At 71.5% G+C, this 24,390-nt stretch carries 21 protein-coding genes; 7 read left to right on the top strand and 14 right to left on the bottom strand.

All coding sequences use genetic code 11. The features are described from left to right. Positions 1 to 159: 159 nt before the first annotated feature. Complete coding sequence (locus KFLA_RS32345; protein ID WP_012924061.1) at positions 160 to 1,206, top strand: LacI family DNA-binding transcriptional regulator; 1,047 nt, start codon at positions 160 to 162, stop codon at positions 1,204 to 1,206. 115 nt (positions 1,207 to 1,321) lie between these two features. Here KFLA_RS32345 and KFLA_RS32340 read toward each other — a convergent pair whose 3' ends face one another. The 3 genes from KFLA_RS32340 to KFLA_RS32330 all read right to left on the bottom strand — a co-directional run bounded on the left by KFLA_RS32340 (position 1,322) and on the right by KFLA_RS32330 (position 4,651). Next, the gene (locus KFLA_RS32340) at positions 1,322 to 3,427 is read right to left on the bottom strand and encodes a molybdopterin-dependent oxidoreductase (RefSeq protein WP_012924060.1); all 2,106 of its coding nucleotides are present in this window, start codon (positions 3,425 to 3,427) and stop codon (positions 1,322 to 1,324) included. A 32-nt stretch (positions 3,428 to 3,459) separates the two neighbouring features. Next, on the bottom strand, positions 3,460 to 3,969 hold the full coding sequence (locus KFLA_RS32335) for an AAA family ATPase (RefSeq protein ID WP_012924059.1): 510 nt from the start codon (positions 3,967 to 3,969) through the stop codon (positions 3,460 to 3,462). An 82-nt stretch (positions 3,970 to 4,051) separates the two neighbouring features. Beyond that, positions 4,052 to 4,651 (bottom strand): TetR/AcrR family transcriptional regulator, encoded by a 600-nt coding sequence (locus tag KFLA_RS32330; RefSeq protein ID WP_012924058.1) that lies wholly within the window; start codon positions 4,649 to 4,651, stop codon positions 4,052 to 4,054. A gap of 75 nt (positions 4,652 to 4,726) precedes the next feature. Here KFLA_RS32330 and KFLA_RS32325 point away from each other — a divergent pair, with 75 nt between their 5' ends. From KFLA_RS32325 to KFLA_RS32315, 3 genes are read left to right on the top strand one after another with little or no spacing between them, the layout of a single operon-like run. Next, complete coding sequence (locus tag KFLA_RS32325) at positions 4,727 to 5,281, top strand: 2TM domain-containing protein (RefSeq protein ID WP_012924057.1); 555 nt, start codon at positions 4,727 to 4,729, stop codon at positions 5,279 to 5,281. A 55-nt stretch (positions 5,282 to 5,336) separates the two neighbouring features. Then, positions 5,337 to 5,978: a Pr6Pr family membrane protein gene (locus tag KFLA_RS32320; protein WP_012924056.1), complete on the top strand. Its 642-nt coding sequence runs from the start codon at positions 5,337 to 5,339 to the stop codon at positions 5,976 to 5,978. Positions 5,979 to 5,982: 4 nt separating this feature from the next. After that, positions 5,983 to 6,630 (top strand): class I SAM-dependent methyltransferase, encoded by a 648-nt coding sequence (locus KFLA_RS32315; RefSeq protein ID WP_012924055.1) that lies wholly within the window; start codon positions 5,983 to 5,985, stop codon positions 6,628 to 6,630. Positions 6,631 to 6,702: 72 nt separating this feature from the next. On the opposite strand, the gene KFLA_RS32310 is transcribed toward KFLA_RS32315, so the two are convergent. After that, positions 6,703 to 7,401, bottom strand: a complete 699-nt coding sequence (locus tag KFLA_RS32310) for a transglycosylase family protein (protein ID WP_012924054.1) — start codon at positions 7,399 to 7,401, stop codon at positions 6,703 to 6,705. 554 nt (positions 7,402 to 7,955) lie between these two features. Here KFLA_RS32310 and KFLA_RS32305 point away from each other — a divergent pair. Next, entirely contained in the window at positions 7,956 to 8,555 is a 600-nt protein-coding gene (locus KFLA_RS32305; protein WP_012924053.1) for a response regulator transcription factor, read from the top strand. Between the two features lie 62 nt (positions 8,556 to 8,617). Here the strand turns inward: KFLA_RS32305 and KFLA_RS32300 are convergent, their stop codons facing one another. The 10 genes from KFLA_RS32300 to KFLA_RS32260 form a co-directional block, all read right to left on the bottom strand. Next, complete coding sequence (locus KFLA_RS32300; protein ID WP_012924052.1) at positions 8,618 to 10,324, bottom strand: ABC transporter ATP-binding protein; 1,707 nt, start codon at positions 10,322 to 10,324, stop codon at positions 8,618 to 8,620. After that, the gene (locus KFLA_RS32295; protein ID WP_012924051.1) at positions 10,321 to 11,976 is read right to left on the bottom strand and encodes an ABC transporter ATP-binding protein; all 1,656 of its coding nucleotides are present in this window, start codon (positions 11,974 to 11,976) and stop codon (positions 10,321 to 10,323) included. Before KFLA_RS32295 ends, KFLA_RS32300 begins: the two co-directional genes overlap by 4 nt. Further along, a complete protein-coding gene (locus tag KFLA_RS32290; RefSeq protein ID WP_012924050.1) occupies positions 11,973 to 13,946 on the bottom strand; it encodes a prolyl oligopeptidase family serine peptidase in 1,974 nt (657 codons plus the stop codon). Before KFLA_RS32290 ends, KFLA_RS32295 begins: the two co-directional genes overlap by 4 nt. A gap of 125 nt (positions 13,947 to 14,071) precedes the next feature. After that, entirely contained in the window at positions 14,072 to 14,209 is a 138-nt protein-coding gene (locus KFLA_RS37165; RefSeq protein ID WP_012924049.1) for a SapB/AmfS family lanthipeptide, read from the bottom strand. Positions 14,210 to 14,213: 4 nt separating this feature from the next. Then, entirely contained in the window at positions 14,214 to 16,781 is a 2,568-nt protein-coding gene (gene lanKC / locus KFLA_RS32285) for a class III lanthionine synthetase LanKC (protein ID WP_012924048.1), read from the bottom strand. A 243-nt stretch (positions 16,782 to 17,024) separates the two neighbouring features. After that, positions 17,025 to 17,981 (bottom strand): catalase family protein, encoded by a 957-nt coding sequence (locus KFLA_RS32280; RefSeq protein WP_237706644.1) that lies wholly within the window; start codon positions 17,979 to 17,981, stop codon positions 17,025 to 17,027. A gap of 175 nt (positions 17,982 to 18,156) precedes the next feature. Continuing rightward, positions 18,157 to 19,224 carry an ABC transporter ATP-binding protein gene (locus KFLA_RS32275; RefSeq protein WP_012924046.1) on the bottom strand — a complete coding sequence of 356 codons (1,068 nt, stop codon included), beginning with the start codon at positions 19,222 to 19,224 and terminating at the stop codon, positions 18,157 to 18,159. Beyond that, complete coding sequence (gene modB / locus KFLA_RS32270; protein WP_012924045.1) at positions 19,221 to 20,033, bottom strand: molybdate ABC transporter permease subunit; 813 nt, start codon at positions 20,031 to 20,033, stop codon at positions 19,221 to 19,223. The genes KFLA_RS32275 and modB overlap by 4 nt, the downstream gene beginning before the upstream one ends. Beyond that, on the bottom strand, positions 20,030 to 20,806 hold the full coding sequence (modA, locus tag KFLA_RS32265; RefSeq protein WP_049797467.1) for a molybdate ABC transporter substrate-binding protein: 777 nt from the start codon (positions 20,804 to 20,806) through the stop codon (positions 20,030 to 20,032). Before modA ends, modB begins: the two co-directional genes overlap by 4 nt. Positions 20,807 to 20,851: 45 nt before the next feature. Continuing rightward, entirely contained in the window at positions 20,852 to 21,256 is a 405-nt protein-coding gene (locus KFLA_RS32260) for a TOBE domain-containing protein (RefSeq protein WP_012924043.1), read from the bottom strand. Between the two features lie 74 nt (positions 21,257 to 21,330). On the opposite strand from KFLA_RS32260, the gene KFLA_RS32255 reads away from it, so the two are divergent. Together KFLA_RS32255 and KFLA_RS32250 are read left to right on the top strand one after the other, a co-directional pair. After that, positions 21,331 to 23,298, top strand: coding sequence for an acyl-CoA dehydrogenase family protein (locus KFLA_RS32255; protein ID WP_012924042.1), 1,968 nt, complete (start codon positions 21,331 to 21,333; stop codon positions 23,296 to 23,298). Next, positions 23,291 to 23,911: a hypothetical protein gene (locus KFLA_RS32250; protein WP_012924041.1), complete on the top strand. Its 621-nt coding sequence runs from the start codon at positions 23,291 to 23,293 to the stop codon at positions 23,909 to 23,911. The genes KFLA_RS32255 and KFLA_RS32250 overlap by 8 nt, the downstream gene beginning before the upstream one ends. Positions 23,912 to 24,390: the final 479 nt, after the last annotated feature.

Here is a 24,390-nt window from a genome sequence, read left to right as displayed (position 1 = left end):
GATCGGTGGCTGGGCCGTGCACGAGGTGGGTTTGATCAAATGGTTGCTGTGGGTGAGGGAGAGCGTTTACCTGCAGACAGACAGTGGGGGGCGGCGCACAATGAGTGCCTGCCGGACCGCCCGTCCCGGTTCGGACCGCCCGTTCGAAGGAGGCCGATCGTGGCCCGTGTGACCATCAAGGAGATCGCCCGACGGGCGGGCGTCTCCAAGGGAGCGGTGTCGTACGCGCTGAACAACCAGCCGGGGGTCTCCGAGGCCACCCGGGCGCGCGTGCTCAAGGTCGCCGAGGAGCTGGAGTGGATGCCCAACCGGGCCGCCCGCCAGCTGTCGGCGGCGCGCAGTGAGACCTTCGGCCTGGTGCTGGCCAGGACCGCGAAGACGCTCAGCGAGGAGCCTTTCTACATGGGCTTCGTCGGCGGTGTGGAGTCCGTGCTGAGCGAGAAGTCGTACGCGCTGGCCCTGCAGGTCGTGCCCGACCTGGCCGACGAGATGGCGACGTACCGGAAGTGGGCCGCCGAGCGGCGGGTGGACGGGGTGATCGTGGTCGACCTGCGCGTCGACGACCCTCGGATTCCCTTGCTGCGCAAGCTCGAACTGCCCGCGGTGGTGGTCGGCGACCCCGCGCTGGCCGACGGGCTGACGTCTGTCTGGACCGACGGCCGGTCCGCGATGAATGCCGCGGTGGAGCACGTCGTGTCGCTCGGCCACCGGTCGATCGCGCGCGTCGCGGGGCCGCCCGAGCACGGGCACGTGTGGATCCGGGACCAGGCCTTCGCCGCGGTCGGCCGCCGGCTGGGGCTCGACCTGCAGGTGCTGCACACCGACTTCTCCGGCGAGCAGGGTGCCGCGGCGACCCGGCGGTTGCTGACCGCCGACGACCGCCCGACCGCGATCATCTACGACAACGACCTGATGGCGGTCGCCGGGCTCTCGGTGGTCAACGGCCTGGGGTTGCGATCACCCGACGACGTCACGCTGGTCGCCTGGGACGACTCGGCGCTGTGCCGGCTGACCCATCCGCCGCTGACCGCGATGAGCCACAACATCGTCGCGTACGGCGCGGAGGTCGCCCGCCGCCTGTTCGGCGTGCTCGACGGCGCGCCGCCCGAGGCGCATCTCTACTCCACCCCGCTGCTGATCGTCCGCGACAGCTCGGCCGCACCCGGACGCCGCGCCCAGGAAGTCGGCACCTTGAACAGGGCATAGCCTGTCCGCGGTCCCGCGATCCTGCACGCGGTCCCGCGATCCTGCACGCGGTCCTGCACGCGGTCCCGCGATCCTGTGCGACGTGCCGCGAACCTGCTCGAGGTCCCGGCGTGGATCACCGGTTGGCGGCGGTCACCTGCACCGGTACGCCGTTGAGCGCCGCCGTACCGGACAGGGTGTCGGTGAATGCGTCGTCGGTGAGGTCGTTGGCCGAGACGCCGGACACCTGGTTGGCCACGGTCAGCCGCGCCCCGGCCCGGCCGTGGCCGAAGCCGTGCGGCAGGCTGACCACGCCCGGCATCATGTCGTTGCTTGCGGCAACCTCGACCGCGACCGAGCCGACCGCGGAGGTGACCTCCACCAGCTGGCCGTCGACCAGCTCGCGGTGCGCCAGGTCCGTCGGGTTCATCAGCAGCTGGTGCCGTGGCTTGCCCTTCACCAGCCGAGCCGAGTTGTGCATCCACGAGTTGTTGCTGCGCAAGTGCCGGCGCCCGATCAGCAACAGGTCATCCTCGTTGCTCAAAGCAAGCAACGACTGCTGCACCCGGGGCAGGTCGTCGAGCAGCATCGGCTGGGCGAGGTCGATCCGCCTGTCGCGCGTCCGCAATGCCTGCGGCAGTGCGGGTTGCAGCGGACCGAGGTCGATCCCGCCCGGGGACTTCCGGAGCTTTCGCACCGACAGCCGGTAGGGCCCGATCCGCAGCCCGGCGTCGACGATCCGTCGCGGGGTGAGCCGCAGCCGCGCCGTGGCGAGCAGCTTGCGCCGGCTCATCGGCGTACGGCGGAGCAGGGCCAGTCCCAGGTCGCGGAAAATCTCCCAGTCGTGCCGGGCGTGGGCCGGCCGGGGCAGCACGGCGTCGTTCCAGCGGGCGGTGTTCCGGACCGCCAGCTGGTGGAAGGCCAGGTCGTAGTGGTCGCGCTCCAACGGCGGGGTCGGCGGCAGGATCACGTCCGCGTGCCGGGTGGTCTCGTTGATGTAGGGGTCGACGGCGACCATGAAGTCCAGCGTGGCCAGGGCCTCGTCCAGCCGGCGGCCGCTCGGCGTGGACAGCACCGGGTTGCCGGCGATTGTCACCATCGCCCGGATCCGGCCGTCGCCCGGGGTCCGGATCTCCTCGGCCATCGCGGCCGCGGGCAGTTCGCCGCCGAACTCGGGCAAACCTCGCACCCGGCTCGTCCACACCCCGAAGTGGCCGCGCCCGATTCCACGCAGAGTGTCGACGGCCGGTCGCGGGATCATCGTGCCGCCGGGCCGGTCGAGGTTGCCGGTGATGATGTTGAGCACCTGCACGGCCCACTGGCAGACCGCCCCGAACTGCTGCGTCGACACCCCGACCCGGCCGTAGCAGGCGGCCCGGTCCGCGGTACCGAACTCGGCCGCGATCCGGCGGATCACCGCGGCGTCGATCCCGGTCGCCGCCGCGGCCCGCTCCGGCGTCCACTCCGCGACCGCGGCGGTCACCTGGTCCAGTCCGTCCACGTAGTCGGCCGGCCGGGCGTTGCCGTCCGCGATCACCTGGTGGATCAGGGCCAGCAGGAACGCCGCGTCGGTGCCGGGCCGGACGAAGTGGTGCTCGTCGGCGACGGCCGCCGTCTCGGTCCGGCGCGGATCGATCACCACCACCCGGCCGCCGCGGCGGCGGACCTCCTTGAGCCGCCGGCCGAACCCGGGCGCGGTCATCATGCTGCCGTTGGAGGCCAGCGGGTTCGCGCCGAGCATCAACAGGTACGCCGTCCGGTCGATGTCGGCGACCGGGACCATCAGCTGGTGGCCGTAGAGCAGGTGGCACGCGAGCATGTGCGGCAACTGGTCGACCGAGGTGGCGCTGAACCGGTTGCGGGTCCGCAGCAACCGCACGGCTGTCGGCATGTGCGTCATCGCGCCGAGGCTGTGCACGTTGGGATTGCCGAGGTAGACGCCGACCGCGTTCCTGCCGTGCTCCTGCTGGATCGCGGTCAGTCGCGCGGCGACGTACGCCGTGGCCTCGTCCCAGCCGATCTCCTGCCAGCCGTCCGGCGTACGGCGGACCGGGGTGGTCAGCCGGTCCGGGTCGTCCTGCAGGTCCTGGAGGGCCACGGCCTTCGGGCAGATGTGCCCGCGCGACAACGGGTCGGACTCGTCGCCGCGGATGTCGGTGACCCGGCCGTCGTCGACGGTGACGAGTACGCCGCAGATGGCTTCACACAGATTGCACGAGGTCCTGCGCACGGTGGCTGCCATCCAGCCAAGCTACCGCCAGGTAGGCACGGCGACTAGTCGAACCGCGCCTCGTCCAGCCGGCCCAGGATGGCGTCGACGGTCTCGGGCGGGGACAGGTCGGAGTTGTCCAGCCAGAGACCTCGGCGTGGGGTGAAGGCGTGCAGCTCGTAGTCGAGCTCGTCCACCGACAGGCCGCCGAGCCGGCGTGCGATGACGTCCGGCCGGGGCGTCAGCACGACCAGGTAGCGCGGCCGGCTCCGGATGCCGTCCAGGAACTCGCGCAGCAGTTCGCCGATCACCACGTCCTGCAGGACCACCGTGAAGCCGGCCTGGGCGTAGCCGTCGGCCGCCTGGCAGGCCAGCCGGTACCGCAGTTTCAGCTGTTTCTGCGCCTCGGCGCCGTTCTCCGCGTCGGCCGAGGCCTGGCCGCTGACGATCATCCGGCGAAACACCTCGCCGCGCAGGTGGACGCCGTACTGGAAGCGCTCGGCGAGCAGTTGGGAGACCGTCGACTTTCCCGCCGCCGTGATCCCGCTGACGACGATCACGCCCTCGGTCTCCATGGGGTGGATCGTGCCATGCGGACCGGAGGTTCCGTCAGGTCTCGCGGGCGGATTGTCCGGAGTCTGCCAGCGGTTGCGGCGGTCAGCGCTGCAGGGAGTCCAGGTGCGCGGCCACCACCTGCCGAGCGCGATCGGCGGTGGTCACCTCGGGCTGGACCGCCACGTGCAGGGAGATCCCGTCGATCAGCGCGTGCAACCGCTCGGCTTCCAGGTCGAGGTCGAGATCCTTGCGCAGAGCGCCGTCCCGGGCCAGCTCGCTGAGCATCGACAGGCACAGCCGGCGCAGGCCCTCGGTGGACGGCGCAAGATGCTCACGCAGCCCACCGGCGCCGGTCTCGGCCTGGGCCTGGGCGATGAACGACAGCCACACGTCGAACTCGGCCAGCCGCTCGGGGTCGAGCGGGATCACTTCCTCCAGGTACCGCAGAGCCATCTCGGTCGCGCTGCCGGTCACCCTCAGCGCGGCGATCCGGTCGTGCACCCGGCGGGAGACCAGGTCCATCGCGAAGCTGATCAGGCCGTCCTGGTCGGGGAAGTAGTAGCGGACCGCGCCGGCGGACCAGCCGGCCTCGGCGGCGACGGTGCGGACCGAGGCGGAGCGGATGCCGTCGCGACGGACCACCCGCCACAGCGCCTGGGCGATCTCCTCGCGGCGGGCTTCGTGATCGACGATTTTCGGCACCCGCCCTTTTTAGCACTCCTGTGTTACCGTGGTTCTTGTCAACACAGTCGTATCAAAAAAGAAAGGGTGGACGCCGTGCTGCTGGCTGTCATCGCCGCGTGCGAGATCGGCTTCTGGGTCCTGCTCGCCGCCGGCCTGACGACGCGCTACCTGTTCCGGCTGCCGAAGCTGGGCATGGCGCTGCTCGTGATGGTGCCGCTGGTGGACGTCGTGATGCTGGTCGCCAGCGTGATCGACATCCGCACCGGTGGTGAGCCGTCGTTCAAGCACTCGCTGGCCGCGATCTTCATCGGCGTCAGTGTCGGCTTCGGCCACCGCACGCTGCAGTGGGCGGACGGCTGGGCGGCGCACAAGTTCGCCGGCGGGCCGCGGCCGTACAAGCCACGCAAGGGGACCCGGGAGAAGGCCCGCTGGGAGCGGCAGGGCTGGTACCGCCACCTCACCTCGTACGCCGTGGCCTGCGCGATCATGATCGGCCTCGGCCTGCTGTCCGGCGAAGGGTACGACGCGCTGCTCGGTCCGGCCTGGACCTGGACGATCGTGCTGGTGATCGACGGTTTCATCTCGTTCAGCTACGGCGACGACGTGGACGAGGACGCCGACAGCAAGCAGGACCGGGTCGAGGCCTGAGTGTTCCGCCTCGCCGCTCCCGGCCGGCTCCGCTCCCGCACCGTAGATTGCGGTCATGACCAAGTTCGGTGCGGGGCGGCTCTGGTTCGCGGTGACGGCTGCGGTCGTGGCGATCGGCATCATCGTGCAACTGGTCGTCACGGCGACCACGACCGAAGGCTTCTTCCCGGACAATCCCGACCGGGTGCTCAACGTCTTCGCCTTCTTCACGATCCAGTCGAACCTGCTGCTCGGTGGCACCACGCTGCTGCTCGCGCTCGGCGCCGCCTCCGACTCCACGGTGTTCCGGACGCTCCGGCTGAACGGTGTGCTCTGCATCGCGGTGACCGGGATCGTCTACCACGTGGCGCTGGCCGGGCTGGACGAGTTGTCCGGTGCGGCCGCGCTCACCAACTTCCTGCTGCACACGGCCACTCCGGTGCTCGGCGTCGTGGGCTGGCTGCTGTTCGGCCCGCGCGACCGCACCGACCGCGAGATCGTCGGCTGGTCGCTCGCGTTCCCCCTGCTGTGGCTCGCCTTCACGCTGGTCCGCGGCGAGCTGGTCGGCTTCTACCCGTACCCGTTCGTCGACGTCGGCGAGCTCGGCTACGCCCAGGTCCTGCTGAACTGTCTGCTCGTCGCGCTACTGTTCCTCGCTCTGGCGTTCGGGGCCACCCTTCTCGACCGCCGGCTGACCAGGACCACCGTCGAGAGGTAGATCCGTGCTGGTGACATCCCGCTCGTACGCCGAGTACGAGGCGATGTTCGATCTGTCCGACCTTCCCGAGTCCGTGCTGGACTGCTGCGCCGGCGGCGCCGGGTTCACGGCCGAGGCGGCGGCCCGGGGCGTCGACGCGGTCGCGGTCGACCCGGCGTACGAGCTGCCGGCGGCGGAGCTGGTCGACACGGTGCGGCGCAGCCTGCCGGCCACCTCGGGCATCGTGGACGAGCACGCGGGCAACTTCGTCTGGCACTGGTACGGATCGCCGGAGCGCAAAGACGAGCTGCGGCTCGACGCGGCGGACCGGTTCCTGACCGACGTCGCGGTCGCGCCCGAGCGGTACGTGCCGGGCAGCCTGCCGGAGCTGCCGTTCCCGGACCGGCGGTTCGAGCTGGTGCTCAGCTCGCACCTGCTGTTCACCTGGGCCGACAAGTACGACCAGGACTGGCATCTGGCGGCGTTGCGCGAGCTGGTCCGGGTGGCGCGGTCCGAGGTGCGGGTCTTCCCGCTGGTCAAGCAGGGTGCGGGGGAGCCGGTGGAGTACCTGCCGGAGCTGCTCGAGCAGCTCGACGGTGTTCAGGCGGAGATTCGTCGGGTGCCGTACGAGTTCCAGGCCGGGGCCAACCGGATGCTGGTGCTCACGCACTGAGCGTGCGACGGGAGGCCTGCACGTGAAGGTGGTGCCGGCTGCGACCGGCACCACCGTTCACCAGACTGCGGGTCAGCGCAGGAAGCGGCCGCAGGACGGCCACGGGGACGCGCCGCGCTGCGAGTACAGCTTCTTCGCGCGCATCAGCTGCTCGGCGGCCGAGGCGTTCGAGGGGAGGCCGGATCCACCGACGCTGCGCCAGGTCTGCCGGTCGAACTGGAAAAGACCGTGGTACTTGCCCGTCGGGTTCACCGCCCGCGGGTTGCCGCCGGACTCGCACTGGGCGACCTTGCGCCAGGCCGCGCTCATCGAGACGCTGCCGCCGTTTCCGCCGCGGGTCGACTCCGACCGGCTGGTACGAGCCTTGCGCTCGGACTTGCGCTCGGACTTGCGCTCGGACTTGCGCTCGGTCTTGCGCTCGCTCCTGGCCTCGACCTTGCGCTCACTGCGGCGCTCGGTCTTGCGCTCCGTCTTGGCCGTGGACCGGCGCTCGGTGACGGCGGCCTTGTTCACGCCGTCGAGCTTGAGCGTCTGGCCGATCAGGATCAGGTCCGGGTTGTCCAGACCGTTCAGCTCGGCCAGCTGGTGCCAGTCGGTGCCGTTGGCCTGGGCGATCTCGGAGAGGGTGTCGCCGGACTTCACCGTGTAGTCGGTCGCGAAAGCAGCGCCCGCGCCGACGGCGGTGATCCCGGCGCCGAGGCCGGCGATGGAGAGGGTCCGGACGATCCGGCGGGTACTTCGCCGGGGTCGGGCATGTCGAGCTTTGGACATCAGAATCTGCTCCTCATGAGCTGGGCATGGTGAACTTCTCCAGCCCGGCCGATTCAGCCGCGTGCGCACTTTCCCCGAGAATCCCGCGGCGCGCCGGAAGTGCGGGCCGGCCGGCGGGATGATGGTGGTCGTCACCTGTGTGCGTGAGGCTCGGATCGTGGCCGCTGTCGGCGGCCGTACCGGGCTCCACAGTCTGGGTGAGGTACCACTCCCTCCAGGGGTGCAGGGGACAAGCACTCGGGCGATGTCACGAGACAGCGTCCGAATGGTCACGCGCCGGTAACGGCGTTGACCGAGCCATCGTGCGTGACCCGCGCCGCGAACGCAAGGGGTATGCCCAACTTCGGCTGAAATTTTTCTTGCCTCCGGCCATCGAAAACCCAACAACAGAACGGTTTCCACGCTCGCGACGAGCGCTGATGACGGCGTGGGCGACGGGGTTGTCCGGGCGGACCGGCGAGGAATCGTGCGTGTCGTAACTCACGTTCGCTCGTTGATCGAGTCACGGGCCGGGAGGGCCCGTGGTTGAGGCAAACGATTGATGGGGGCGTGCGGTGATCCGAGTGGTCCTCGGGCACCGCGGCACGTTGGTGCGTGGAGCACTGGCCGCGGTGCTGTCCAGGGAGTCCGATCTCGACGTGCTGGCCGCGCTGGACCGGTCGGACGACGTGCTCGCCGCCGTCCGGCTGCGTCCGCAGGTGGTCGTGCTCGACCCGCAGCTGCCCGGCAAGGTCGGGATCGAGGAGCTGTGCCGGCGGTTGACCGGCCGGGGCGTGCTGGTGCTGGTCGACCACGAGGCGATCGCCGCGACCAGCATGGCGCTGGTCAAGCAGGCGCCGCGGGTCGGCCTGATCGCGACCGACGCGACCACGGACCAACTGGTCGAGGCGGTCCGGGACGTGGCCAAGGGCCTGCCGGTCGTCGACGTCCGCCTCGCGGTCGCCGCGCTGCGGGCCGGTGACAACCCGCTCACCGACCGCGAGTGCGAGGTGCTGCGCCAGGTCACCACCGGCGCCACCGCCCAGGAGATCGCCCGCACACTGAGTCTGAGCGCCGGTACGGTGCGCAACTACCTGTCCCGCATCCTGACCAAGACCGGTGCCCGCAGCCGGATCGAGGCGATCCGCAAGGCCCAGGACGCCGGCTGGATCTGACCGCGGACCGCCGCCGCGACGAATGGTTGCCGCGTCCGGCTTGCCTGTCCCGCAAGCCAGTCTCAGGAGGCGGGCTGGATCCGGTCCTCGGGTTGCCAGTGGCCCAGAAGTTCCCGGTAGAGCGGCGAGGCGCGGAGCAGCGTCTGGTGGGTGCCCAGGGTGGCTCGGTTGCCGTCCAGCACGAGAATCTGCTGGGCTCGCAACGCCGAACTGATGCGGTGGGCAATGACGATCAGGGTGCCGCCGCGCTGGGCGAACGCCTGCTCAGCGCGGCGTTCGGCCTCCGGGTCGAGGAAGCAGGTCGCCTCGTCGAGCACCACCAGCGGCGCGGGCGACAGGTAGGCGCGGGTCAAGGCGATCAGTTGACGCTCGCCCGCGGAGAGGTCTCCCGGCCGGAGCGTCGCATCCAGTCCGCCGAGCCGTCGCACCAGGGCCGCGGAACCGACCGCGTCGACAGCCTGCTCGACCTCCGACGTCGAGGCGTCGGGCAACAAGTAGTCCAGGTTCTCCCGGACGGTCCCGCTGAAGACGTAGGCCTCCTGCGGAATGAGAACCCGCGTCCCCGCCAGCCGCTCCGCCGTCACCTCGCTCGGTGGTACGCCGCCGAGCAGCAGCCGCCCCTCGGTCGGCGTGAGCAGACCGCAGATCAGCCCGGCCAGCGTCGACTTCCCGATCCCGCTCGGCCCGACCACCGCGAGGTGCTCGCCCTCGGCAACGACCAGGTCGAGCCGCTCGAGCACCGGCTCAGCGGCCGGCCCGTAGGCGAAGGTGAGACCGCGCGCCCGGACCTGGTGGCCGGCCGGCTCGATCGCTGCGCCGGACTGCTGGGAGCCGCGCAAAGGCCGCTCGGGAGGCGGCTGCAGGGACAGGATCCGGCCGAGCGTCACGACGTACCGCAGGCCGCTGTCGCCCAGGGCGCCCATCACCGTGCTGAGCGCCGGCTGCAGGCCGATCAGGACGTACGTGAGGCCGCCGAGCAGTGTCCCGGTGCTGACGCCGCGGCCCACCAGCCAGGGACCGGCCGCCAGCAGGATCAGCAGCGGCGCCCAGCCGCCGACGGCGAAGCAGAGCGTGCGCAGCGCGGCCACCTTCGCCAGCGACCGCTCGGCTGCGGCCTGCGCCTCGATCGGCCGCCCGGCGAAGTGCTCGACGAACTCCTCGGACCCGGTCGCGGTGATGTCCCGCACCCCGCTGAAGGTCATGCCCGCGGCCGCCGCCAGGTCCTCGTCGGCCTGCAGCGACGCGCGCACCCGGTCCGCCGCCAGCCCGAGCACCGCCAGCGACGCCGCGAACCCGAGCAGGAACGGCGGTACGACGAGCACCGCGATCGCCGGTGCCAGCGACAACAACCCGGCCAGAACGCCGAACAGTGTGACCGCGAAGCTGCGGACCACCAGCACCAGACCGGCGAAGGTGTCCCGGACGATCTCCACCTGGCGGTTCAACCGGGCCACCGCCGCGTCGTCGCCGGTCCGCAGGGCGCCGCCGACAACCCGGCGGACCAGGTCGTCGCGGAGCGGCTCGACCAGCTCGCCGAGGCGGCCGTAGACCTGGTACGAGCCGGCCGCGCCGATGCAGGCGGTGGCGACCAGTCCGCCCAGCCAGGCGATGCCCTGCCAGGCGTGACCGGCGAGGAAGCTGTCCGTCGCGCGCGCCACGGCGATGCCGTAGAGCGCCGTCGGCAGGATCTCGGGCACCGACCAGAGCGCCAGCTTCAGTGCCGACCGGTTGCGCAGCGCCGCGACGCCGTACCGCAGTTCGCGCTTCATCCGAAGACCTCGCGGTAATCGGGGTGCCGCCAGAGCTCGGAGTGGTGGCCGACCGCACGGACGCGGCCTCGCTCCATCCAGACCACCAGATCGGCCCGAGCTGCGGTGGCGGGGCGGTGGGTGACGATCAGCCGGGTACGACGGTGCCGGTCGTCGGTGAGCGTGCGACTGATCTGCATCTCGGTCGCGGTGTCGAGGCTGGAGGTGGCGTCGTCCAGGACGAGCAGGCGGTCCGCGGGCCAGGCGCGGGCCAGGCCGAGCCGCTGGCGTTCTCCGCCGGACATCGGGGCTTCGGGCAACGGAGTACGGTAGCCCTGCGGGAGGCGGCTGACGAAGTCGTGCGCGTGGGTGGCCCGGGCCGCGGCGAGGGTCCGGACCGTGCTGTTCGCGCGGTGCGAGATGGCGTCGCCGATGGTCGACCCGACCAACGTCGGCCGCTCGAACGCGCAGCCGACCGCTCGGCGCAGAGCGTGCCGCTGGACGGCCTGCAGCGGTACGCCGTCGAGCAGGACCTGACCCGTCGACGGGTCCCGCAGACGGGCGGCCAGCGCGGCCAGAACGGACTTGCCGGCGCCGCTCGGACCGATGACGGCGACCGTCGCACCACCGGGCAGGTCCAGCTGGATCTCGTCGAGCAGGACGGTGTCGCCGGACCGGACGCTCACGCCGTCGAAGCGGAGGCGGCCCGGTCCGGGAGGCAGCGGCAGCGTGCCGTGCGGCACCGACTCGATCGCGAACACCTCGGCCGCCCGGCTCACCCCGGCGCGGGCCCGGGCGATCTCCCCGATGACGCCGGTCAGGCTGCCGAGGCCCGCCCCGAGTACGGCGTACTGGCCGGCGGCGAAGAGTTCGCCGGCGGTGATCCTGCCCTCGACGAGCTGCAGGCCGCCGACCGCGAGGACCGCGACCAGGACCAGCGGTCCGACCACCGCGGCCTGGGCCCCGGAGCGGGCGAGCACGCGCCAGGTCAGCAGGCCGTGCTTGTGCAGCTCGGGCAGCAGGCTCAGGATGCGCCGCTCCTCGCGGCCGACGGTGCCGGCGGCGAGGATCGTACGGATGCCGGTCAGCGACTCGGTCAGCAGGCCGGAGATCCGGCCCTGGGTCTCCTGGTAGGCGAGGCTGATCCGAGCGGTCCGGCGGGCGAAGATCCAGAGCACGGCGATGACGAGCGCGACGCCGCCGAAGAACGCCGCCGCCAGCCAGGGGTCGATCAGCGCCAGCAGGACCAGGCTGCCCGCGGGCGGGAGGACCGCGGCGAAGGCGCTGATCAGCGCGGGCCCGGCCTGGGCGGCGTCGACCGCGTTGCCGGAGACGCGGCTGACCAGGTCGCCGGTGTCGAAGCCGCGGCTGCCTTCGGGACCACCGCGGACGACCCTCCGGACCAGCCCGTGCCGCAGCCAGGCCGTCGTCCCGGCGACACACGCCGTACCGGCGAAGACGTCGACCAGCGCACAGATGATGCCGGTGGCAACCAATGCCACGGCGATCGTCAGCCACTGGTGGTAGCCGTGCCCGGCCACGATCGAGTCCACCGAACGCCCGAGCACCGAGGGCAGCGCGAGCGAGACGCAACTGCCGGCCACGGAGGTCACCGCGATCACCGGCAACCACCCGCGGCCGTGCCGAGCCACCGCTGCGAAGGTCAGGCTCATGGGTCGCTGCGCGGGGTGAGGCGGAGTTGGCCGGCGAGGAAGGCGAGCATGTCGGCAGCCAGCGCGATGCCCTGGGACGTCGAGCCCGCCGAGTGCCCGGCGTCCGGATCGAGCCGCAGCAGCACCGGACGGGAATCAGGCGGGCCGGAGGTCGCGTGCTGGAGGGCGGCGCAGGTCTTGCGGGCGTGCAGGGGATCGACCCGCGTGTCGTTGCCGAAGGCGGTGAACAGGACCGCGGGATAGCGGATCCCGGGCGTGACGTGGTGGTACGGCGAGTAGCTCAGCAGCGTCTTCAGCTGCTGAGGATCCGAGGCGGAGCCGAACTCCGGGACCCACTGCGGGCCCAGGCCGGACCGTTCGTAGCGGACCATGTCGAGCAGCGGCGCCGAGCAGACCGCGGCGGCGAAGAGCTCCGGGCGCTGGGTGATCGCGGCACCGACGAGCAGCCCGCCGTTGGACTCACCGCAGAGCCCGAGCTGGTCGGACGTCGTCCAGCCGTCAGCGATCAGCTGCTCGGCCGCGGCGAGGAAGTCGTCGATCACGTTCTGCTTCTGGTCGAGCATGCCGGCGCGGTGCCACGCGTCACCGCGCTCGCCGCCGCCGCGCAGCGTCGCGGTGACGAACACGCCGCCTGCCTCGACCCACGCCAGCGTGAAGGCCGAGTACGCCGGGGTCAGCGACTGGCCGAATCCGCCGTACCCGTAGAGGATCGTGGGTCGCGGCATACCGTCGCCCGGACCGGCGATGACCAGCATGTCCAGCTCGGTGCCGTCGCCGGACCGGAAACTCACCGGCGTCGCCGTCGCGGCGGCGACCGGAGCGGCGCCCGGCGGCTCGGACCACAGACTGGTCTCGCCGGTGGTCGCGTCGTAGCAGTAGACCGCAGCCGGCGTCACGCTGTCGGTGTAGGAGAACCAGGCCTGGTGCCCACCCTCCGGCCGTGTCGTCAGCGAGCCCACAGAACCCTTGCCCGGAAGGGGAATCTCGCCGAGACGTCGCCCGGTGACCAGGTCGTGGACGATGATCTCACCGATTCCCGCTCGCGAACGGCCGACCAGCACCACCTTGTCCAGCACGGCCAGGCTGCTCAGTGGAGCATCGGGATCGGCCGCAACGTAGTCGTGCCAGATCAGTGGATTCTCCGGGTCGCCGATGCAGATCCGGCCGGTCGGGGCGTCCTTTGTCGTCACGACGTACAGCCGGCCGTCGCCGCCGACCGAGACCACCGTGACCGCGTCGGCACCTGCCTGCAGCACCTGCGGCGGCGCGTCGTTGCCGAGGTCCGCCAGCCAGAGGTCGTTCCCCCTGCCGCGGGCCGCGGAGACGGCCAGCCAGCGCCCGTCCGCACTGAGATCCAGCCCGTACGACGCTTCGTCGGTGAACACCTGCTGGTCGTCGGCCGAGCCGATGTGGTGCAGCAGGACCCGGCGGAGTCGCACGTAGTAGAAGGATTTTCCGTCCGGCAGCCAGGCGATCGGGGAGTAGCGGCAGCCGTCGATCGGTCCGTCGACGACCTCACCGGTGGCGACGTCGAGCACGTGCAGGACGGACCGCTCGTCACCGCCGCGGGAGACCTGGAACGCCAGCCGTGATCCGTCCGGCGACGGCTGCCAGCTGTCGAGCGTGGTCAGGCCGCTGGGGTCGAGCTGCACGGGATCGAGCAGAACGGTGTCGTCGACCATGAGTACGGGGTGGTCCTGCCGCGGCTCGCGGCGGAGCACGAAGCAGCGGTCACCGCGCCAGACAGGCGTGGAGACGGAACCGACCGCGGACAACGCCCGCACGCGGTTGCGGAAGTGGTAGCGGCTGGGCAGGGTGGCGGCGTGGTTGAGCCAGAGCTCGTCCTGGGCGGCCTGCCAGCGCAGGGTCTCCGGACTGGTGGCGTCCTCGAGCCAGCGGTAGGGATCGGCGACGGCCTGTCCGTGCACCTGCTCGACGAGCGGAAGCCGCTCGGCCGGTGGGTAGTCCATGGTCGCTTCCTCCCCAAGGCGTCAGCACGGGCCCGGCAGCGCTACGCCGGCAACTGCCAGGCAGGCCCTGGGCGGGAGTTGCCGCCCGCCCAGGGCCTTCGGAAACCTCGTGCAGCAGGTCCGGATCAGTGGCAGAGCAGAAGGCTCAGGTTGCTCGGACGCTGCGAACCGCAGCCGAGCACGGTCAGCGTGGAGCCGCCGTGGTGGTGGCCGCCGTGGCCGTAGCCCGGGGTCTCCAGACCCTGAAGGTCGAGAAGTGCCATGTGTTTACACCTCCTTCGGAGGAAGTCGTCGGGATGGGGACTCGGACCACTGGGGAGGTCCGAGGAACGGGAGGGACACCGGCCGCTCGTGCAGCGCGGTTCCCAGGGCCAGCAGAACGCCGGCGGATCCGGTGGCCAGGTCCGTCGAGAGACGGAGCAGCTGGTTGCCCGGGAAGATCAGTCCGCCCTCGTACGGCAGCGCGTGCCAGCCGAGTCCGCGGACCAGGTCATCGGTGCTGTCGCCGAGCTCGGCCGCGGTCAGCAGCAGCCCGGCGCGACCCATCAGCAGGCCGGGCTGCACGTAGTACGCGCAGTGGGTGACGAGCCGCAGCGCAGCCAGCTGGGTGGCCAGCTTCTCGTCGGGCCGGTGCTGCAGGTAGCGGCTGAGCACCAGCGCGATGCCGGCCGAGCCTTCCTCCAGGTAGGGCAGCGTCCGCCAGCCCTGGTTGACCTGGAGCGTGCCGTCCGGCGTCGGGATGCAGCGGCGCAGGTCCTGCCGCAGCGCGGTCTCCGCGAGGTCGAGCAGGCCGGTGTCGCCGGTGCGCTCGTACGCCGTGAGAAAGAGCAGTGCGGGACCGGAGGAGCCGTACATCAGCCCGGCCCGTGGTTTGCCCTCGCCGCTCAGTTCCGGAACGTCGGTGACGTCGCCGAGCCGGTCCGCGACCAGGTCGAGGATGCGGACCGCCTTGCCCTGCAGACCCGGCTCGGTCGCGGCGAAGTGCAGCAGGTTGAGGCCGATGCCTGCGAGACCTGAGTGCAGTCCGAGCTCGCGGCTGCCCAGGTCGTCGGCGAGCGTGCGGTCGATGGCGTCGAGAGCGTCCTGCCGGTGGCCGAGCTCGCCGAGGACGTGGGCGACTCCGTGCAGTCCGTCGTACAGGCCTGGGCCGGTCTCGGTGGTCAGGGCGTGCTCGCGCAGCCAGTCCTCGTACTCCGGGAAGCGGCCGGCCCCGGTCTTCGCCAGTGCGTACAGGACACCCGCGGCACCGGTGGCGAGGTTGATGCCACCACCCGGGCGGAACTGCGCGATGTCGCCGGGGAACAGCCGGTCGTCCCGCTCCGGAGTCGCGCTCGCCACGATCGCCGTCGTCAGCGCCGCCCGTACGTCGGTCCAGCCGGCGCGGCCGGGCAGCGGCAGCGCCGCCATCTCCGGGTCCTCGGTGAGCTCCGGGCCGACGATCGTCCGGACTGCGGCGTCGAGCGTTGCCCTCGGCACCGGGAAGGTCTCGGCGATCATGCCGGCGAGCTGGAAAGCCTTGCCCGGATGCAGGTTCAGCAGCATGGTTGCCTGCGGCGCGAACAGGCCGAGGGTGATGCAGGCCAGCGCGTACAGGTCGACGTCCGTGCCTTGGCGGTCGCCGGGCGCCGCGTAGCCGGGATGAGCCAGCGCGGACCGGGCCTGCTCGGCGGCCAGCGTGGCCACCTCGAAGTCGATCAGGACCAGCCGGTCGCCGGTGCTCAGCAGCACGTTGTCGGGGTGAAGGTCGCAGAACACGACACCCCGGCCGTGCAGCTGGCCGACCGCCTGCTGGACCGCCGTGACCATCCGGGTCGCCCACTCGGCGTACTCCGCGAGGTCGGCGGCGGACGCGTCCGGCCGGGTCAGCGGGTAGCGGCGGACGAGCTCGCGCTGCAACGGGTTCGCGTCGACGAACTCCTGGACCAGGAAGTGGTGATCGCCGAGCGTGAAGTAGTCGTGCACCTTCGGTACGACGCCGAGCCCGTCGAGGCGCTGCAGGATGTCGCGCTCGTGCCCGATCCGGGCGACCGCGTCCCGGCCGGACATGTCCAGGCCGGCCAGCGGACGGCCCTCCTTGAGCACCACCCGGTCCTGGGTCTCGTTGTGGTGGCCGAGGTAGACGCCGCCACCGTTGGAGAACTGGATGACGCCGTCGATCGTGTACGCGAGGTCGTTGGTGGTGACCGCGTTGCGGGCCTCCAGGTGCGACGCGAGGAACGACGGCAGCCGCACCCACGGCGGCACGCTGAAGGTCGGGCTGCGGTGGTCGGGAACCAGCCGGCCGTGGTCGTCCTCGAGCGCGAGCACCCGGTCGCCGGCGGCGTCCAGGGTGTAGCGGCTGACGAACGCGCCGTACCGGACGAACAACGGGCCTTCGGCGTACCGGAGGTCGCTCAGGATGTACGGGCCGCGGACGCCGTGGAGAAGGTCGTCGAGCTCCTTGAGGACCAGCTCCAGCTGGGCCTCGTCGGTCGGGTAGATGGTGACCAGCTTGCCGCTGGAGCCGCGCGGGGCCGACTTCGAGTTGACCATCACCAGGACCGGCTCGTTGCGCAGGAACTTGAACGCGATGCCACGGGGGACGCAGTAGTCCCAGACCGCGTCGAGCACGCGCTCGGCGTCGGCCAGTCCAGCGGAGACGTGGACCTTCCAGCCCTGGGCGGGCAGTCGCAGCCCGTCCGGGGCGTAGTGCATCCACATCTCGCCGGCGACGTGCTGCCAGCCGGCCGGGACGGGTCGCGAAGCCTGGGCGAAGTCGGGGTGCTCGGCACCGCGATTGGCCGGGGTGTCGTAGAACAGCCGGTCGGCCAGGCAGTACAGCTCGTAGGATTCCACGGCGGTTCGTCCCCCTCTCTCGTCGGTGCCCCGGCACATCTTGGGCAGCGCGAGGGGGGTCGGCGTAGTGCATCGCGTCACGACTAGACCGTGAAGAACTCACGCACTACGAGTGAGTAACTAAACACTCTTTGTCACATTCCGCTCACTTTGAGCGGGGAAAGCGCTGTGACATCATGTCGATTCGTGGCAGTGCTGTCACAGGCCGTAACTTCGACGTGGGAACGTCGTGCTGAGGATTTCTCACTGCGCGTCCCGGTTCTGCCGGCTGGCCGCGTAGGCGATCCGGCGGGCCCGCATCACCTCACCCAGCGGCCGGTGCTCGGCCTTCGCGGTCCACGGGTCGAAGCTCGCGCGCTCGATCTCGTCGGCCAGGGCCGGGTCCGGCCGCTGCCGTGGGACGGTCAACCGGGCGACGGTCAGGCAGGGCGTGTCCCAGACCACCGAGGCGTCCTCGATCGGCGTGCGCTGCTCGTCGACGAAGAACTGGACCTGGAGGTCGTAGTGCAGCGGGCCGTCGGCGAGCCGGGCGTGCACGTCGGCCGCCCAGTCGCCGGACGCGCGCGGATCGACCTGGTCCGCGCGGGCGGCGAGCTTCACGCGGACGGCGTACGGGCCGAAGGCGATCGGGGCGGCGCTGAAGAAGTCCTGGGTCGCGAACCCGGAGAACGGCGTCTTCAGCGCGGCGGAGGCCGCTCGGAGGCGAGGGAAGAGGCTGGGCTGCCGGGCGACCGCGCGCAGGACCTGGCCGGACGTGCCGGCGGCGGTGGTGACCAGCGTGGTGAACTCCTCGCTGGTCGGAGAGCTGAGCCGCTCGTGGTTGATCAGGACGAGGTCCTGGCAGACCGCCTCGCCGCCGAGCGCGGCCGGCCCGCTGGTGCCGAACACCTTCACCGCGAAGCCGTGCACGTCGGGGACCGCGTCCGGCGCCCGGTTGAAGCCGCCGTTCGAGAGCCGCACCCAGGCGTCGTACGTGTCGGGGACGCGGAACAGTCCTTGCTGCGCGTACTCCGGGAGGTCGCTCGGCACCGTCAGCACGGCCCGTAACGCGGCCACCTGCTGGCGGTGCGACGCGCGCCCGGCGCCGAACTCCCCCGACCTGCGTGCCTGCAGCTCCACGAACCGCTCCGCCTGCCGCCGGTGCCGCTCGGCCTCGTCGTCGTGCACCACTTCCCGCCACTCGACACTCGGCTCGATCACGGTGCTCCCCATCCCTCGCGCGGTCTGGTCCACCCCCCAGTATCCGCCGTCCCCCTCGTTGCGCCAGGCAACAAGCGCGCCCGGCCGGCGCCCGACGCGACTCTGAGCACGTGCCAGCCACTCGTACGCCGATGTGGTGGCTGGCGCGTGCTCAAAGTCGGAGTACGGAGCTGGGTCAGCTGGGGTAGGTCTGGGTCTCGGTGGCTTTGAGGGTGGCCCAGAGGTGGCGGCCGGGGGTGAGGTGGAGCTCGGCGACTGCGGCGGTGGTGACGTCGGTGAGCAGATCGGTGGGGGCCGACGAGTCCGGAGCGGGCGAGAGGCGGACTCGGACCGTGTGGGCGTGCTGCTCGATCCCGGTGACGACGACCGGCCAGGTGTTGCGGGGGCTGCCGCTGGGGCGGTCGGGGTAGAGGCTGACGGCCGACGGGGGGAACGACACGTGCACAGGACCGGTGGCCGGGGTGGCGGTGGTGACGGTGCCGCCGGCGGCCAGGTGAACGGTGGTGCCTTCGGCGGTACCTCGGTACAGGTTGAGGCCGACCAGGTGAGCGACGTAGTCCGTCCGGGGGCGGCGGGCGATTTCGGTGGGAGCGCCTTCCTGGACGACCCGGCCGTTCTCGACGATGACCAGGCGGTCGGCGAGGACCATGGCGTCGAGGGGGTCATGCGTGACCAGTAGCGTGCGGCCCTCGTAGCGGGACAGGTGCTGGCCGAGCTCGGCGCGGACGTGCAGGGTGGTCCCGGCGTCGAGGGCAGCGAGTGGCTCGTCCAGCAGCAACAGTTCGGGCTCAGTCGCTAGAGCCCTGACCAGCGCGACGCGCTGGGCTTGGCCACCGGAGAGGGAACGGGGACGGGACGCGGCGTGCTCGGCAAGACCGACCGTGGACAGCCAGCGGAGAGCCTCGGCCCGGGCGGTGTGCTTGCCGACACCCCGAGCGCGCAGGCCGAAGGCAACGTTCTCCAGCGCGCTCATGTGGTCGAACAGCAGGTAGTCCTGGAAGACGACCCCGATCGGGCGTCGGTCGGCCGGGCGGAAGACGCCGGGCGGCTCGTCCCACAGGTCGTCGTCGAGGGTGATCCGGCCGTCGTCGAGCGGCAGCAGGCCGGCGAGTGCACGCAGGGCGGTGGTCTTCCCGGCGCCGTTCGGGCCGAGCAGGGCGACCACCTCGCCCGGGGCGACCGACAACTCCATCGCCAGTTCGAAGCCGGTACGGCGTACGTGCAGGTCGGCGTGCAAGGTCATCGCAGGCCGCCGATCCAGCGCTCGCGCAGACAGGCCAGGACCGCCACGGAGACGAGCAGGAGGACCAGGCTGAGGACCACCGCCACGTCGGGGTCCGTCTCCAGCGCCAGGTAGACCGCCAGCGGCATGGTGGTGGTCCGGCCCGGCAGGTTGCCGGCGAAGGTGATCGTGGCGCCGAACTCACCGAGCGCGCGGGCCCAGCACAGCACCGCGCCGGCGACGACGCCCGGCGCGATCGACGGGAGCGTGACCCGGCGAAAGGTCAGCCAGCGTCCCGCGCCGAGGGTGGCCGCCGCTTCCTCGTACCGCGGGTCGGCCGCCCGCAGTGCGCCCTCGACCGAGATCACCAGGAACGGCATCGCCACGAACGCCTCCGCGACGATCACGCCGGCGGTGGTGAACGGCAGGGTCAGGCCGAACCACAGATCGAGCCGCTCGCCGATCAGCCCGCGGCGTCCCAGGACGAGCAGCAGCGCCACCCCGCCGACGACCGGGGGCAGAACCAGGGGAACGGTCACCAGCGCCCGGAGCACGCCGCGGCCGGGGATGTCCGCCCGGGCGAGCAGCCAGGCGAGCGGAATGCCGAACAGCAGGCAGAGCACGGTCGCGGCACTCGCACAGATCAGCGACAGCCGCAGGGCCTGGCCGACCTCGGCGCTGAACAACCGGGACGGCAACGTCGACCAGGGGGCTTCGAGCAGCAGGCCGATCAACGGAACGAGCAGGAAGGCGAGCCCGAGCAGCGCGGGCAGCAGCAGGACGACCGGCAGTCGGCCACCCGTCCGTCTCCTCCGGCCGCGGGTGCTCACGGAACGTCGAAACCAGCCTCGGCCAGGACCTTCTTGCCCGCCGGCGACAGGACGAAGTCGACGAACGCCTGGGCGCCCTCGGCGTTCGGGGCCGTGGTCAGCGTCGCGATCGGGTAGTCGTTGACCGCCTGCGCCGCCTCGGGGAACTCGATGCCCTCGACCTTGTCCTTCGCCGCGAGTACGTCGGTCCGGTAGACCAGCGCGGCGTCCACCTCGCCCAGCCCGACCTTGGTCAGTGCTGCTTTGACGTCCTGCTCCAGGCTGTCCGGCTCCGGGGTGATCCGGGCCGCGGCGAACACCTTCCGCGCGGCCGCGCCGCACGGCACCTGCTCGGCGCAGAGCGCGATCTTGCGGCCGGGATCGGCGAAGTCGCGCAGCCCGGTGACCTTGCCCGGGTTGCCCTTCGGCACGGCGATCTCCAGCCGGTTCCGGACGAAAGTGGTCGGGGTGCCCTTGCCGGTGACCTGGTCCAGGTTCTTCGGCGCGGCCGAGGCGAAGACGTCGGCCGGCGCGCCCTGGTTGATCTGCTGGGCCAGCGCCGAGCTGCCGGCGAAGTTGAAGACCACCTCGACGCCCGGGTGCGCTGCCTCGAAGTCCTTGCCGAGCCGGGTGAAGCTGCCGGTGAGCGAGGCCGCCGCGAACACGGTGACCGTGCCGTCGACGCCGGAACCGTTCGCCGACGCGGCCGGGGAGTCACCCGACCCGCACGCGGCCGACGCGAGCAGGCCGGCAACGGCCACCACACCGGCCAGGACTCGCCGCCCTGCCTTCACGACTCCTGGCGTCGGTTTCGCCGGGGAACTGGTTCGACGCGGCATCTAGGCCTCCGGGATCTCGACGACGACGTGGGTGGACTTGATCGAGGCCACCGCGACGACGCCCGGCTCGAGGCCGAGCTCGTCGGCCGCCTCGCGGCTCATCAGCGAGACGACCCGGAACGGCCCGGTCTGCAGCTCGACCTGAGCCATCACGCCGTCCTTGACCACCCGGGTGACGATGCCGCGCATCCGGTTCCGGGCCGAGGCGGCGGTGGTGGTGCCCGGCTCCGGCGACTCGGCCAGCCGCTGCGCGAACGCCGCCAGCTCCCGGCCGTCGACGGCCATCCGGCCGCCCTGCTCGGTGGCGGGCAGGCGCTTCTGGTCGATCCAGCGCCGCACGGTGTCGTCGCTGACCCCGAGCAGAGCGGCCGCCTCACTGATCCGCAAAATCGGCATGCTGGCCATCTTAGGGCCGCAGATGCGGCAGGTAACCCCCGATTGTCCTTAGTTTTTCGAGACCTCCGGCATAGGTTGGGGCCATGACCGGGCTGCGGGAGTACTTGGACGGGCCGCACAAGGCCGCGCGCGACGTCGTACGGGACGGGCTGGCGACGCACGCCGGCCTGCTGGACGCGGGGCTGCGGCTGTCGCGGGACGAGTACCGCGACCAGGTGCTGGCCACCCTGCGGGAGGTGGCCGCGCAGGGTCACCCGGTCCGCGGCTTTCCCAAGGAGTACGGCGGCCAGGGCGACCTGGGCGGTTTCATCGCCGGCTTCGAGACGCTCGCCTTCGGGGACCTGTCGCTGATGGTCAAGGCGGGCGTCCAGTTCGGGCTGTTCGCCGGCGCGATCCTGCACCTGGGGACCGAGCGGCACCACGAGCGGTACCTGGCCGACGCGCTCACCGGTGACCTGCTCGGCTGCTTCGCGATGACCGAGACCGGCCACGGGTCGAACGTGCAGGCGCTCGAGACCACCGCGACGTACGACCCGGCGACCGGGGAGTTCGTCGTGCACACGCCGACCGCGTCCGCGCGCAAGGACTACATCGGCAACGCGGCCCGGCACGGCCGGCTGGCCGCGGTGTTCGCGCAGCTGGTGGTCGGCGGCCAGACCCTCGGCGTGCACTGCCTGCTGGTGCCGATCCGGACCGACGACGGGCAGCCGGTGACCGGCGTGACGATCAGCGACTGCGGCCCCAAGCTCGGGCTGAACGGCGTCGACAACGGCCGGATCGTCTTCGACCAGGTCCGGGTGCCGCGCGAGGCGCTGCTCGACCGGTACGCCCAGGTGGATGCCGACGGCACCTACCGCAGCGAGATCGAGAACCCGGACCGCCGGTTCTTCACGATGCTCGGCACGCTGGTCCAGGGCCGGGTCTCGGTCGGCGGCGCCGCGATCAACGCGAGCAAGGTGGCGCTGACGATCGCCGTCCGGTACGCCGAGCAGCGACGGCAGTTCGGCGCGCCCGGCAGCCCGGAGGAGGCGCTGCTGCTGGACTACCGGATGCATCAGCGCCGGCTGCTTCCGCTGCTCGCCCGGACCTACGCCCTGCACTTCGCCCAGGCCGAGCTGGTCGACGAGTTCGCCCGGATCTTCGGCGCCGACACCGCCACCGGGCAGGACGGCGGCAGCGCGCCGGACGGCGGAAGCCGGAGCGACGAGCACGACCGCCGGGCGCTGGAGGCCCAGGCCGCGGGCACCAAGGCCGTCGGCACCTGGCACGCGACCGAGACGATCCAGCTGTGCCGGGAGGCCTGCGGCGGGGCCGGCTACCTGGCCGAGAACCGGCTCTCGACGCTGAAGGCGGACACCGACGTGTTCACCACCTTCGAGGGCGACAACACCGTCCTGCTGCAGCTGGTCGCGAAGGGCCTGCTGACCGACTACCGGGAGTCGTTCGGCAAGCTCGACCCGCTCGGCACCGCGCGGTTCGTGGCCGGGCAGGCGGTCGAGATCGCGGTGGAGAAGACCGCGCTGCGCGGGCTGATCGAGCGGCTGCGCGACGCCGTGCCGAACCGGTCGGACGCGGGTGACCCGGACGCCGGGCTCCGTGACGACGACTACCACTCCGGGCTGCTGCGGTTCCGCGAGCAGCACATGCTGGCCGGCGTGGCCCGCCGGCTGCGGGCCGGGATCGACGCCGGCGACGAGGCGTTCGAGGTGTTCAACCGGTGCCAGGACCACGTCATCGCGGCCGGCCGGGCGCACGTCGAGCGGGTCGTGCTGGAGGCGTTCCAGCGCGCCGTGCACGCCGCACCGGAGGGGGAGACGCGGGACCGGCTGAAGGAGCTGTACGACCTGCACGCGCTGACCACGATCGAGAACGACCGGGCCTGGTTCATGGAGCACGGCCGGCTGTCCGGCCCGCGGTCCAAGGCGATCACGGCGCTGGTGAACGACCTGTGCGGGCGGGTCCGGCCGCACGCGAGCAGCCTGGTCGACGCGTTCGGCGTACCGGGCGCGGCGGTCGACGTACCGATGGTTGTACGGTCGCTGCATGAGTGAGCCGCTTGAGCCCGCCTCGGCCGCCGAGGCCGCCCGCGAACTTGCCAAGGTGCTGCTGGAGCAGGCCGACGCCTTGGACCTGCACGACCTGCGGGCCACCACGGCGATCGAGAACGTCCGGGTCCAGTCCCGGGTGCTGGCCGACGCGGTGCACGAGCGGGGCTGGGGAGACATCTTTCTCGGCATCGACTCCTACGACCCCGACGAGCTGGACGACGTGCCGCTCGGGCCGGACGACTTCGACGACCCGGCCGACTACCGGGAGCTGGTCGAGGGGGTGGCCGACCTGGACGAGCCGCTGGTCCCGGAGAACGGGATGCGGCTCAGCTACCAGGCCCGCTACGACTTCGTGGTGACCGATCCGGAGGCGTTCATCGCCTACGTGCGCAGCCGCGCCGACGAGGCTGTGATCCAGGGAAACGACGACGAGATCGACGATATCGATGATGCCCGCTCGGCGTTCGAGCTGCTCGGCTACCTCGACGGGCTCGGCTCCAAGGACTACGACACGGTCGGCCTCAGCCCGGCCGGCGGCGAGGAGTCGCACAAGGTGGTCGAGTTCTCGCTCTGGGACATGGACCCGACCAGGCGGGACGACACCTACCCGTACTGACCACGTCCGGAACCAGGATGGGCGCTTCGACGCCCGGTGGGCCGGATGGTCAAGCGTGCAAGCTTTTCCGTTGTTGCGGCAGGCAACGTCAGTACGGAAAGTGACGACTTGTGCACGTAGTGTCGCCTTCTGAAAAGCCAATGCAAATGTTTGATCGTGAGCATGGCCCCGCTCCGGGGCCCCGTGACAACGTTGCGTTGTCGGCGACGGACGGGTCGCCGGCACAGGCTCTTGGTGGCACCGCGATCTTCCGTCCGTGACCGGACTGTACCTCCCCTGCCGGTTGCGGAACCAGGTCGAGGCTCCACCTTCCTTCGGGCCGACCGCCCTCTCGGGGCAGCGTTAGACGCCGGCCGTGCCGCACAGGGCAGCCGGTCGCCAGTGAGGTGGCGACCGACGCCCGGCACGGTCGGCGTTTTCCTTTCCCCGGGCCGTGCTCTCGCTGCACCGGTGCTGACTGGGGACCGGTCCAGCCCGAC

Origin of the sequence: Kribbella flavida DSM 17836 (genome assembly GCF_000024345.1) — a bacterium.
GTDB classification, from domain to species: domain Bacteria; phylum Actinomycetota; class Actinomycetes; order Propionibacteriales; family Kribbellaceae; genus Kribbella; species Kribbella flavida.
This window is presented reverse-complemented; position numbering and strand designations above follow the sequence as displayed.